At 31.7% G+C, this 12,279-nt stretch carries 13 protein-coding genes; all 13 read right to left on the bottom strand.

Translation table 11 applies throughout. From position 1 onward, the window contains the following. Positions 1-3: 3 nt before the first annotated feature. Positions 4-933, bottom strand: a complete 930-nt coding sequence (gene fmt, locus ACWJJT_RS01130; RefSeq protein WP_462955737.1) for a methionyl-tRNA formyltransferase — start codon at positions 931-933, stop codon at positions 4-6. A gap of 1 nt (position 934) precedes the next feature. Beyond that, positions 935-1,387 carry a peptide deformylase gene (gene def / locus ACWJJT_RS01125; protein WP_462955736.1) on the bottom strand — a complete coding sequence of 151 codons (453 nt, stop codon included), beginning with the start codon at positions 1,385-1,387 and terminating at the stop codon, positions 935-937. Between the two features lie 40 nt (positions 1,388-1,427). Next, complete coding sequence (gene priA / locus ACWJJT_RS01120; RefSeq protein ID WP_462955735.1) at positions 1,428-3,629, bottom strand: primosomal protein N'; 2,202 nt, start codon at positions 3,627-3,629, stop codon at positions 1,428-1,430. A 48-nt stretch (positions 3,630-3,677) separates the two neighbouring features. Continuing rightward, positions 3,678-4,868, bottom strand: a complete 1,191-nt coding sequence (gene coaBC, locus ACWJJT_RS01115) for a bifunctional phosphopantothenoylcysteine decarboxylase/phosphopantothenate--cysteine ligase CoaBC (protein WP_462955734.1) — start codon at positions 4,866-4,868, stop codon at positions 3,678-3,680. 1 nt (position 4,869) lies between these two features. After that, positions 4,870-5,088, bottom strand: coding sequence for a DNA-directed RNA polymerase subunit omega (rpoZ, locus tag ACWJJT_RS01110; protein WP_165413683.1), 219 nt, complete (start codon positions 5,086-5,088; stop codon positions 4,870-4,872). Continuing rightward, entirely contained in the window at positions 5,081-5,692 is a 612-nt protein-coding gene (gene gmk / locus ACWJJT_RS01105; protein WP_462955733.1) for a guanylate kinase, read from the bottom strand. Before gmk ends, rpoZ begins: the two co-directional genes overlap by 8 nt. Further along, complete coding sequence (gene remA / locus ACWJJT_RS01100) at positions 5,692-5,964, bottom strand: extracellular matrix/biofilm regulator RemA (RefSeq protein ID WP_165413681.1); 273 nt, start codon at positions 5,962-5,964, stop codon at positions 5,692-5,694. The genes gmk and remA overlap by 1 nt, the downstream gene beginning before the upstream one ends. Positions 5,965-5,978: 14 nt before the next feature. After that, positions 5,979-6,857, bottom strand: a complete 879-nt coding sequence (locus tag ACWJJT_RS01095) for a YicC/YloC family endoribonuclease (RefSeq protein ID WP_462955732.1) — start codon at positions 6,855-6,857, stop codon at positions 5,979-5,981. Positions 6,858-7,197: 340 nt separating this feature from the next. Beyond that, positions 7,198-8,352: an aminotransferase class I/II-fold pyridoxal phosphate-dependent enzyme gene (locus ACWJJT_RS01090; RefSeq protein WP_462955731.1), complete on the bottom strand. Its 1,155-nt coding sequence runs from the start codon at positions 8,350-8,352 to the stop codon at positions 7,198-7,200. Between the two features lie 233 nt (positions 8,353-8,585). Continuing rightward, positions 8,586-9,941 (bottom strand): NCS2 family permease, encoded by a 1,356-nt coding sequence (locus tag ACWJJT_RS01085; RefSeq protein WP_462955730.1) that lies wholly within the window; start codon positions 9,939-9,941, stop codon positions 8,586-8,588. A gap of 149 nt (positions 9,942-10,090) precedes the next feature. Then, the gene (locus ACWJJT_RS01080; protein WP_462955729.1) at positions 10,091-11,086 is read right to left on the bottom strand and encodes an asparaginase; all 996 of its coding nucleotides are present in this window, start codon (positions 11,084-11,086) and stop codon (positions 10,091-10,093) included. 257 nt (positions 11,087-11,343) lie between these two features. Beyond that, positions 11,344-11,544, bottom strand: a complete 201-nt coding sequence (locus ACWJJT_RS01075; RefSeq protein WP_165413677.1) for a hypothetical protein — start codon at positions 11,542-11,544, stop codon at positions 11,344-11,346. A 276-nt stretch (positions 11,545-11,820) separates the two neighbouring features. After that, positions 11,821-11,964, bottom strand: coding sequence for a hypothetical protein (locus ACWJJT_RS01070; RefSeq protein WP_165413676.1), 144 nt, complete (start codon positions 11,962-11,964; stop codon positions 11,821-11,823). Positions 11,965-12,279: the final 315 nt, after the last annotated feature.

Below are 12,279 nucleotides of genomic sequence, written 5' to 3'. Positions count from 1 at the left end.
TTCTTATTTCAAAATCGAACCTTCATTTATCTTATTTCCTATTATATAATCCCTTACTTTTAAAGGCTTCTTACCTGGAAATTGTATCTCTTCGATAAGTAAAACACCACTACCGGTCGCTACCTTTAATCCTTCTTTTGAAACCTCTATAATACTTCCAATCATATTATTTGATTGTTCGTTTATTACTTTTGACTTATATATTTTCATTACTGTATTCTCATAATGAGTATATGCAATTGGCCATGGATTTAATCCTCTTATAAAATTATGAATATTAACATTACTACATTCCCAATTTATCTTGGCCATTTCTTTGCCTAACTTAGAAGCATATGAACTAAATTCATTTTCCTGTTTAACTGGCTCTATTTCGTTACTTACTATACCATTTATTGTTTTAACTAAAAGTTTTGCTCCGCTATTCATAAGAATATCGTGCAATTCCCCCGCAGACATAACACCTGGCAGTTCCATTTCCTCTGTTAAAAGTATATCACCTGTATCAAGACCAACATCCATAAGCATTGTTGTATTTCCACTTTTACTCTCACCATTAATAACACACCAATTTATAGGAGCTGCGCCTCTATATTTGGGTAATAAAGATGCATGTAGATTTATACATCCATATTTAGGAATACTAAGCACTTCCTTTGGAAGGATTTGTCCAAACGCTACTACTACAATAAAATCCGGTTTTAAGTTTTTTATTATTTCTATCATTTCTTCATTATTTCTGAGTCTTAAAGGCTGATATACCGGTATATTATAAGTCACAGCTAACTGTTTAACTGGGGACATTGCTAAATTTTTTCCTCTTCCTTTTGGTCTATCAGGCTGGGTAAAAACGGCAGAAACTTCAAATTCATTTATAAGTTGTGAAAGAGATGGCACTGAAAATTCTGGCGTACCCATAAAAATTATCTTCATATTATTTTTCCTCACCCTCTATTGCTTTATCTATAAATAATATCCCATCTAAATGATCAATTTCATGGCAGAGTGCTCTTGCAAGAAGACCCTCTCCATCTATTATTATCCCTTCTCCATTTTCATTTAACGCCTTCACTTTTACTATTTCTGGTCTATCTACATTTTTTTGTACTCCTGGCATGCTTAAACAACCTTCATTATCTATTTGTGAACCTTGCATTTCTACAATCTGTGGGTTAATAATTGTCATAGGTCCATTCCCAACATCAATAACTACTATCCTCTTTAAAATGCCAACCTGCGGTGCAGCAAGACCTACTCCCTTAGACTTATACATAGTTTCTTTCATATCTTTTACTAATAATAGAATCCTAGGGTTAAGTTCATCTACCACTCTACTTTTTCTCCTTAATATGTCGTCGGCATAGGTTCTAATCGTTCTTATAGCCATACGAAAACCTCCTTGTCATTAATTATCACTAAAGGTGCTGTTAGATCATGTTACTTGGATTAATATCTATACTAACTCGTATACTAGTATAAACATTCTTAAGCAATTCATAAACTGTTTTTTTTATTTCCTCTGCAATTGTTTGTTCAATATTTCCTTTAATTATAATTTGCCATCTATAGAAATTTTTAATTTTTGAAACTCCACAAGGGCATGGACCTAGCAATGTAATTTTATCATTGTTTTTAATCTTATATTTTAAATTTTCACCAACATTTTGTGTATTTTTTATTAACAAATTTTCATCCTCAGAACTCATAGTTATGACTAGAATACTTGTAAAAGGTGGATAGTCCATAACTTTTCTCATCATGATTTCATCTTTATAGAAACTATTATAGTCATTCTCCGCTGCATACTGTATGGTTAAATTGTCAGCATTATATGTTTGGATAACTACCTTGCCTTCTTTCTTACCTCTACCTGATCTTCCTGAGACTTGAGTAAGTAGTTGAAACGTCCGCTCAAAAGCCCTAAAATCCGGTAAATTCAATGATAAATCCGCAGCTATTATTCCTACTAATGTAACATTTTTAAAATCTAATCCTTTAGCAACCATTTGAGTTCCGATTAAAATATCTGCCTGCTTATTCTTAAAGGTGTTATATATATATTCATAAGAATTTTTTTTCCGGGTTGTGTCAAAATCCATTCTTAGAGTTTTTGCACTTGGAAAAATTCTATTAATTTCTTGCTCAATTTTTTCTGTCCCAACTCCAAAATATTTAACATAACTACTTCCACAATTAGGACACGTTTTACTGATTTTTTCTTTTTCTCCACAATAATGGCAAGTTAGGTATTCACTTGAGTTATGGTATGTTAATGATATATCACATTTCTTGCATTTGAAAACATAACCACATTTCCTACAGGATACGAAGGTTGAAAACCCTCTTCTATTTAAAAACAAAATCACCTGCTCGTTTCTGCTTAAAGATTCAATAATACCCTCATGCAGCGGCTTACTAAATATTGAACGATTGTTATTCATTAACTCTTCGCGCATGTCAACGATTTCTACTTTTGGCATGGCAGCACCATCTGCCCTATCATTTATAGTGATTAATTCTAATTCCTTGATGGTAGACCTATAATAGCTTTCAATAGACGGCGTAGCTGACCCCAATATTAATTTGCAATTTTCTAGTTCACATTTCATATAAGCTATTTCACGGGCATCAAATTTTGGATTACTATCAGATTTATAACTCGCTTCATGTTCCTCATCTATAACAATTAATCCTAAGTTTTCAAAAGGTAAAAATATAGCAGACCTTGCCCCAATAGCAATTTTAACATTTCCGAGCTTTACTCTCATCCATTCATCATATCGCTCACCATCTGATAGCCTACTATGAAAAACTGCTATATCACGCCCAAATCTACCTTTGAACCTTTCAACCATTTGTGGGGTTAACGATATTTCTGGTATAAGTATTATAGACTGCTTATTCTCATTTAACATATAACTAACTAAATTCATGTATATCTCAGTCTTTCCACTACCTGTAACTCCATGTATCAAGAATTTTTTCGCCTTAGAATTTATTATAAAATCAACTGACTGCTGTTGTCTTTCATTTAGTGTTTTTTCTTCATACCTAGAATAGTTTTTTTCACTATACCTATTAATTATAACCTCTTGCGTGGTTAAGAATCCATGCTTAATCATTGTATTTATTGATGACAGTGATTTATTAAAATTTTTACTGAACTCAGTCTTATTATATTTCATATTATTTAATTGTATTAGCTCATAAATTTTATTGTAAGGTTCGTTTAAAAATTTGCCTTCTAGTTCCTTGCTCGCAGTTAATACTTGCATCGTCTTATTCTTTATACCTTTTGTTATACCTCTTGGAATAATAACTTTTATGCACTCCAAATATGTACAAAGGTATTTTTTTTTCATAATCTTTATAAGTTCAATATCAGTTATTTTAAGGAGTGGCATTTCATCACATATAGTTGTTATCTCCTTAATATTCTTCACATTCTCACATTGCTTATAAAGTTCTAATACAAAAGCGTCCACTGTCCTATTTCCTCTACCAAATGGAACCTTAACCCTAAATCCTAAATGGACACTGCCTATTAATCTAATAGGTATTTTATATGTAAAAACCTTATCCACTTGAACCGAATCATTATTCACAACAACTCCAGCATACTGATACACTTAATCACCCTTTTAATTTTATGATTTTATATAACATAAAAAAGCGCATTAGCGCTTTTTATTTATTAAATCAAACAATTCCCTAGCAACTTCTTTTTTTGGCATTTTGTCTATTGTTATTGGACTATTGTCTTTGCTTAAAATAACCACTTTATTATCTTCAGTTCCAAATCCAATATCTGTTCCCGTTATATCATTGGCAATTATGTAATCTAAATTTTTCTTAAGAAGTTTTGATTGCGCATTTTGTAGCAAATCATTACTCTCAGCTGCAAAACCCACTAATATTTGATTCTTCTTAAGCAATCCTAATTCTTTTAAAATATCATTATCACGTACAAATTCTAAGTTTAATCCATTTCCACTTTTCTTGATTTTGCTACTACAGTATGTTTTAGGCTTAAAGTCAGATACAGCTGCTGCTTTTATAACTATATCACTATCGTAAAAATTGTCTATTACAGCTGTTCTCATCTCTTCATTAGTATTAACCTTTATGGCACTTATACCAAAAGGTGTTTTTTCACCAGATGGTCCAGATATTAAAGTTACAACTGCCCCTCTATCTCTAGCTTCTCTCGCAATTGCATATCCCATTTTGCCTGTTGACCTATTTGTTATAAATCTTACAGGATCAATAGGTGCAATTGTAGGCCCAGCTGTAACTAAAACTTTAGTGCCTTTCATATCTTTTATTGGATACAAATTGCTCATTATTTCTTCAAAAATATCATCAGTTTGTGCTAACTTTCCTTCTCCTATATCCCCACAGGCGAGTCTTCCTGATGTTGGCGCAATAAAATCATATCCAAAAGCCTTAAGCTTTTGAATATTACCTTGCAGTATTGGATTATTGTACATATTGACATTCATTGCTAGAGCAAAAATCACTGGCGCCTTTGTTGCCATAATAGTAGTAGTTAACATATCATCTGCAATCCCATTTGCAACTTTACCAATTATATTGGACGTTGCTGGAATTACAGCAAATAGATCTGCTTTTTTAGCAAGAGATATATGTTGTAGTTCCCATGCTTTAGGCTCATCAAACATATCATGAATGACAATGTTCTGACTCATAGATTGAAAACTTAGAGGGGTTACAAACTCCGACGCCGCTTTAGTCATGATAACATGTACGCAAACATTTTCTTTTCTTAATCTACTAATAACATCTAAAGCCTTATATACTGCTATCCCACCTGTTACACCAATAACTACTGTCTTTTTGTTTTCCATACTATTTTATTCCTTCTTTTGTTGTCATCGCCACAATAGCTCCTTCATAAATTTCATGTATAGATATAGTAACTGGCTTTGTGGAATCCACCTGTACAAGTGGGCTTTGACCTTCTATTATTTGTCTTGCTCTTTTTGATGTTGCTACAACTAACGAATACCTATTATCTACTTTTTCTAATAAATTTACTATTGATGGGTTAATCATTGAATTATTCATTACTAATTTCCTCCTTTAGAAAATCTCCATTCATTCTATCGACTCTACATCTTTCTGCAATTACAATGCTTTGAATTTTTTCACAAGCATTATCTACAGTGTCATTTACAACTGCATAATCATATTTTGATACAAAACTAATTTCTTCATGCGCCGATGTAAATCTAGTAATTAAGGACTCTGGCGTTTCACTGCCCCTATTTGTAATTCTATTTTTCAATTCCTCCATAGACGGTGGAAGAATGAAAATAAATAAACCACTTGGATAAGCCCTTTTCACCTTAAGTGCGCCTTGAATATCTATTTCTAGTATTACATCCCGACCGCTATCTAATATTTTTAGAACTTCAGATTTAGGAGTACCATAACAATTTCCATAAACCTCTGCGTATTCAAGAAAATCTTCTAATGCGATTTTTTCTAGGAATTTCTCTTTAGTTATGAAATAATAGTTTATTCCTTCTATTTCATCGCTTCTTGGGCTTCTTGTAGTCGCAGAGACCGAAATCCAAAAATTGTTTTTTTCGAGAAGCGCCTTGCATACAGTCCCTTTACCAGCACCAGAAGGGCCTGAAATAACAATTAGCTGTCCTTTACTCCTCATTATTCATCAACCTCGTCTAACCTTTCATCATCTTTAACAGATAACCTATGTGCAACAGTTTCAGGTTGAACAGCTGATAAAATAACATGATCACTATCAGTTATAATAACTGCTCTGGTTCTTCTTCCATAAGTGGCGTCAATTAGCATACCTCTATCTCTCGCTTCCTGAATTATTCTTTTAATTGGAGCCGATTCAGGACTAACTATTGCTACTAATCTGTTTGCTGAAACAATGTTCCCAAAACCTATGTTTATCAATTTTATACTCATCGTGTGCCTCCTGTTTATTCTATGTTTTGTATTTGTTCTCTAATTTTTTCTATTTCGCTTTTCATATTAATTACTGTATTTAAAATTTCTAAATCATTTGCTTTTGATGCTATAGTGTTAGTTTCTCTATTCATTTCTTGAATAATGAAATCAAGCTTTCTGCCAATTGGTTCGTCTAAAATTAAAGTTTCCTTCATTTGCTCTATATGACTATTTAATCTTACAATTTCTTCATCAATTCCAGCTTTGTCAGCAAAAATTGCAACTTCCATGGCAACTCTATTCTCATCAAACCCTACTTCTTTATGCAAAGCATTTAGTTTTTGAACTAGCTTTTCTTTATACTCACAAACAATAAACGGTGCTCTTCCCTTGACTTTTTCAACTAATCCATTGATTAAATCACATTTAATGATAACATCCGCTAATAATTTTTGGCCTTCTCTTTCTCTCATAAAAATAAGAGCTTCAAGAGCTTTTTTTAGTGATAGTTCAATCTGATCAAAAGTTTCTGAACCCTCTTCTTCCTTTTGTTTAAGAGTTATTACCTCCGGCAATCTAGCTATTGTGTCAACTAGAATGTCGCCATCCAAATTATATTTATCTTTTAATGTTCGAAAGCAGTTTATATAGCTTTCAGCTAATTTTTCATTCAAATAAGCCTCAACATCTTCCTTATCATAATTTCCTTGAGTTACAAAAACATCAAGCTTTCCCCTTTTTACTTTTTCACCAATTATCTTCCGAATTTTATCCTCAAACGCTATTAATACTCTAGGCATTCTTATATTAGTTTCGAAATATCTATGATTGACACTTTTAATCTCTATGGTAAAGCTTTTACCATCTTTTTCACAACTTCCTCTTCCAAACCCAGTCATACTCCTAATCATAACAACGCATCCTTCCAATGTTCATTGTGAATCTTTATAATTATACATAAACTATCACCTAAGTTTCAAGCTAAAATTATAAGTTCTCACTTTATTACGATTTTCATATAAAAAAAATACTTTTAAATTCTCACTTAAGTGATTCAATATTAACGAATTCAGAATGGAATTTATACTTCTACTGAAGTTTTCTCTTTGTTATAGTATGTACCCCCCACTTATATAAGTAGGATATTTTCCTTCTGAAATGTTATCAAATTATAAATCGACTTATTTTAAAAACAGCTCATCCTTGTATTAAAATATTTCCTATATAATTTATATTATACCAATAATAATATTAATCACCACATTTTTTTAGAGATTTTAAAGCTTTTTCAATAATAAGCTTATCTTTAGTCAATGCTATACGGAAATAATCGTATCCAAGTTTTCCAAATACATTTCCAGGCGTAACCACAATCCCATAATTTTTTAATAATTCTTCACAATACTCATTAGTTGTATAGTTTTTAGGTGTTTTGCACCACAAATAAAAAGTGCCCTCTGCATCAAAAAAATCAACATTCTTTTGTAGCAAAACACTTTTAGCAACTTCACGTCTTTCATCATATATTTTTCTTGTATTATGAATATAATCACGTTCTAAATTAAGAGCAGCAATAGCAGCCTTTTGAATTGGAATAAATTGACCAGAGTCACAATTGCTTTTTATCTTTAAAAGAGAGTTTATTACTTTAGCATTACCTACAGCATACCCTATTCTATACCCTGTCATATTGTAAGTTTTAGATAAAGTTCCAAACTCCACGCATTTCCTTTTTAAATCATATTGCATAAGACTTATATTTTTTTTATTTACTTGAATTATTTCATTATATGCTGAATCATTGCATAAAACAATATTATTATCATAAGAAAACTTTATAATCCTCTTATAGAACTCAGAACTCGCTACTGCACCTGTTGGATTATTGGGATAATTTATAAAAATAAGCTTGCATTTTTTAACAATTCCTTCGGGGATGACCTCAAGATTCATCATATATCCATTGTTTTGTGTTAGGGCTACAGTATATGGCACGCAACCCCAGAGTTTTGAACAAGTACTGTAAACAGGATATGCAGGCTCAGGCACTATTACACAATCCCCTATATCACATACAGCTGGTATTATATTGCTTATACCTTCTTTTGATCCTATAAGAATTATTACTTCATCCAAACTTAGACTTACGCTGTAAACCTGATTATAGTACCTTATAACTGCTTTTTTAAGTTCCATTAACCCATCGTAGGGAGGGTAATTATTGTATCTATCATCCTTTAATCCCTCTATTAAGGCATCGGTAATTTTTGAATGAACTGTTAAATCTGGATCTCCAATACTAAGGTCAATAATTTTTTTGCCGTTCAGCAAAGCTTCATTTTTTTCATCGTTAATCTTTTTAAAATGATATTCATAAACATTGGATAGTCTATTATTTATTTTCATAATATCACCCTTTATATATATTTCTTTTATTATGTTATTCGGGCGGCACTAACCTTGTTACAGTTATTTTACTTATCCGCGATAAATCACTGTCAGAGTTATTTATCATATTCAAAACTACAATATTAATGACTTCTAAATTTCCGTTAAAAAATATACTAAAGCACGATAAGTTATACTATCATGCTCTAGTATATTCATAATACACATATTATTACTGCTTTACAGATAATTTAACCAGTTACAATTAATTTGATAATAAACAATACTGCTAAGATATAAATTACAACTGAAACCTTCTTCTTTTTACTAGCATCCCTAGTAAATATATTGTTTACTAGGTTTAACACCGCATAAGAAAGAATCCCTATAGTTAAACCATCTCCAATACTATAAGTTAAAGGCATTAATGCGATTGTTAGGAAAGCAGGAACTCCCTCTGTAAAATCACTGAAATCTATTTTAACTATATTCTCCATCATAAAGAATCCTACAATTATCAAAGCAGGTGCAGTTGCACATGATGGTATTGCAATGAACAAAGGTGAAAAGAACATTGCTATTAAAAATAATATTCCTGTTACAACGGAAGCGAGTCCAGTCCTAGCACCTTCTGCAACTCCCGCTGAGCTTTCTACAAAAGTGGTTACAGTTGATGTACCAAGGAAAGCTCCCACAGTAGTACCAACGGCATCTACTAGTAACGCACGTCCAGCATTTTTTACCTTACCATCTTTATCAAGCATTCCAACCTTTGAAGCAACTCCTACTAAAGTTCCTACAGTATCAAAAAAGTCAACAAATAAAAACGTTAAGACTATTGTCATAAATCCCAATATTCTAGTTGTATCAGTTAAGTATGAAAAATCTAGTTTACCTGCAATTGGTTTTATTGATTCAAATTTAAATATACCTTGTGGTGTACCTATTTTATAAGTTGCTGCAGCTTCTGGTGACATTATTGCAAATAACCAAGCCAATACTGTACTTGCAACTATTCCCCATAATATAGCCCCTTTAACTTTCTTTTTAGACAACACCACTATTATAATTACTCCTATTACAGTTATTAACACTGTAGGACTTCTAAAACTACCCATAGAAACCTTTGTTGCTTTATTAGTAATTACAATACCAGCATCTACAAAACCAATAAATGCAATGAAAAGTCCAATACCTGCGGTAACTGCCAATTTTAAAGTTGTTGGTATAGCATTAACTACAGCTTCGCGAACATTAGTTAATGATAATATAATAAAAATAATTCCTTCTACAAAGACAGCTGCTAATGCTACTTGCCATGGAACTTTCATTCCTATTACTACAGTATATGCAAAGAATGCATTTAATCCCATTCCTGGTGCTAAAGCAAAGGGCAAGTTAGCATATAACCCCATAAATATAGTAGCGAAAGCCGCTGTTAAACAAGTTACTGTTACTATAGCGGGTACAGGCATTCCTACACCAGGATTACCTAATGTGTTTGCATTAACCGCAATAATGTATGCCATGGTTAAAAATGTAGTTATCCCTCCAATAACTTCCTTTTTTACGTCACTTCCGTTTTCTTTCAATTTAAAATATTCCATTTAGTTTCCCTCCATGTGTTTGCAATACAAAATAAAACCACTATGGTTATTAATAAACCATAGTGGTTATTTTACTTTTATACAAACATAATAACAAAAATAGGCATGTACGTCAATACCATCACGAATATTTAAGCTTAATTTGTTTCTTAAATTCGGCTTTTGTACCGACCGCTTTCAAATATACATTTAATTTCTTCTCTCCTTGTTGTACTTGCAAGTGCAAGCATAAGTTTAATTCTAGCTTTTTGGCCTGGCAGGCTATCTCCAAAAATCACACCATCATTTCTAAGTTCTTTTCCACCACCTGGATATCCATAAGAATCTAATACTCGTCCTTTAAAACATCTAGATACCATAACTACTGTCACTCCATTTTCTATAGCTGATTTTACTCCATCCGCCATTTTAGGTGGAATATTTCCGCGTCCCATAGCTTCAATAACAATCCCTCTTGCCCCTTGCTGCACACAAAAGTCAATTAATTTCGAATCCATCCCAGCACAAGCTTTTATTAAATCTACTCTAGTTTCTATTTTTTCTGTTATAATATGTTCTTTTTTTAAACTTTCTCTATAGAATATTGCTTCATTATTATCTATAATCCCTATTGGTCCAAACTCTGGGCTCTGAAAAGTATTTAAGTGCATTGAATGTGATTTAGTAACCTCTCCAGCACAATTAAGTTCGTCATTTAAACATACTAATACGCCCCTATTACGTGCATCTTCCGAAATAGCGGTACAGATGGAAGCTGATAAATTTGCTGGGCCATCATATCCAAGCTCCGAACTATTTCTCATTGACCCTGTAACAATTACAGGCTTTGGATTATCAATAGTTAGGTGTAACAGATACGCTGTTTCCTCAAGTGAATCTGTACCATGAGTAACTACAACCCCACATATATCGTCTCTACATAAAAAACTTTGTATATATTTAGATAAATCCATCATTAGTTCCGGTGTCACATGAGGTCCCGGTAAATTTGAAAAAGTATGTGATTCTATTTCTGCATAATTTTCAATTCCCGTAACCATAGACATTATTTCTTCTCCACTGAGCGTTGGAACCGCAGCCTTTATTCTTTTGTCAACCGTCATAGAGATTGTTCCTCCATTAAAAATAACCACAACTTTTTTCAATTAAAATTCCTCCTACCCTTATTAAAAACAGATATTTATTTGTTTGTTTTTAAACTGTAAAATAATTATAACCTTAAATAGCTTATCACACAAATATTAGCAAATGAATTTTTCGTGTATTTGCATACTCACCTGCCGGCCTAACAAAAAAAATAAGATATGCTTACAATTATAAGCATATCTTATTAACATCATTTTCATTATACATAATTTATTACTACATAATCGTTTATGGATTTGGTGGATAGAGAACCATACTATTTACTTTTTAAATATTCAAATAATTTTTTTTCTATTTCATCGGCACAATTATCATCTAAGGTTATATACTGCCTATATCCGTCTAACGCCTTAACTTCAATCTTCCCTACCTCTTGACCAGTAACTTTATCAATATCACGTTCAAACTTCATTATTTTATAACCTTCACTTATAAAATCCTCTATTTTACTTATCATTAAATCACACTCCTTTTCTTTTTATAGTTAAGACTTTAAACAAAAAAAACTGTAGCTTTTAGTATGAAAATTTATTTTAATTTCTTTTTTCTTTCTTCACACCTTTCTGCTTATCGCTAGCATCTGTTCTTTTAGTCCCAATATTAATTTCTTGACCATTAACTTCAGTTTTTTTTCCTTTTTGCATATTATTAACCTCCTTCACATATCTAATATAATCTAAGCCACATGTATTCATTTGGTTTAGGCGCGCTATACTAGCCCTAGTTTTATAATCTAATCAAGGGTTTTTCCATTGAAATTTTCATACAAAGGTGGTTTTTTCTTATCCCCTTTGCTTTTCTTAGGTTTATTGATATCGTCACGTTTAACATCAATATTACTATTTTTACTACCTCCAACATGTTGATGATCAGGCATCGTTAAAACTCCCTTCAAATTTAATTATGTTCCGCTTTTAAATAAAGTCTGAAACTTTTACCTCAATAACGATATTTGTTTTAAGATTCTTTACATTCACTTTATTATTTTCCTCAATATAATATTTATTATACCCAGCATCTTTACTTAGAATTTATTTCATATATGTTAAAGTTTTAGTTTTACGATCAATTATTTTAGTTTATTTCCACAATCGAATGGTAAGATTTATAATAATCATAGAATTATTCACAAATGGAATATTAATTTATATGTAGATAATATATATAAATAAGTAATTGATTAATGAGGTGT

The organism is Clostridium sp. CM041 (genome assembly GCF_055081035.1).
The sequence above is the reverse complement of the archived record's forward strand: the minus strand, read 5'-3'. Positions and strand labels throughout refer to the sequence as shown.

Excerpts from the sequence above, each read along its gene's own strand:
- fmt (WP_462955737.1), bottom strand. The coding sequence starts at position 933 with ATGAAGATAATTTTTATGGGTACGCCAGAATTTTCAGTGCCATCTCTT.
- def (WP_462955736.1), bottom strand. The coding sequence starts at position 1,387 with ATGGCTATAAGAACGATTAGAACCTATGCCGACGACATATTAAGGAGA.
- coaBC (WP_462955734.1), bottom strand. The coding sequence starts at position 4,868 with ATGGAAAACAAAAAGACAGTAGTTATTGGTGTAACAGGTGGGATAGCA.
- rpoZ (WP_165413683.1), bottom strand. The coding sequence starts at position 5,088 with ATGAATAATTCAATGATTAACCCATCAATAGTAAATTTATTAGAAAAA.
- gmk (WP_462955733.1), bottom strand. The coding sequence starts at position 5,692 with ATGAGGAGTAAAGGACAGCTAATTGTTATTTCAGGCCCTTCTGGTGCT.
- remA (WP_165413681.1), bottom strand. The coding sequence starts at position 5,964 with ATGAGTATAAAATTGATAAACATAGGTTTTGGGAACATTGTTTCAGCA.
- ACWJJT_RS01095 (WP_462955732.1), bottom strand. The coding sequence starts at position 6,857 with ATGATTAGGAGTATGACTGGGTTTGGAAGAGGAAGTTGTGAAAAAGAT.
- ACWJJT_RS01090 (WP_462955731.1), bottom strand. The coding sequence starts at position 8,352 with ATGAAAATAAATAATAGACTATCCAATGTTTATGAATATCATTTTAAA.
- ACWJJT_RS01085 (WP_462955730.1), bottom strand. The coding sequence starts at position 9,941 with ATGGAATATTTTAAATTGAAAGAAAACGGAAGTGACGTAAAAAAGGAA.
- ACWJJT_RS01075 (WP_165413677.1), bottom strand. The coding sequence starts at position 11,544 with ATGATAAGTAAAATAGAGGATTTTATAAGTGAAGGTTATAAAATAATG.
- ACWJJT_RS01070 (WP_165413676.1), bottom strand. The coding sequence starts at position 11,964 with ATGCCTGATCATCAACATGTTGGAGGTAGTAAAAATAGTAATATTGAT.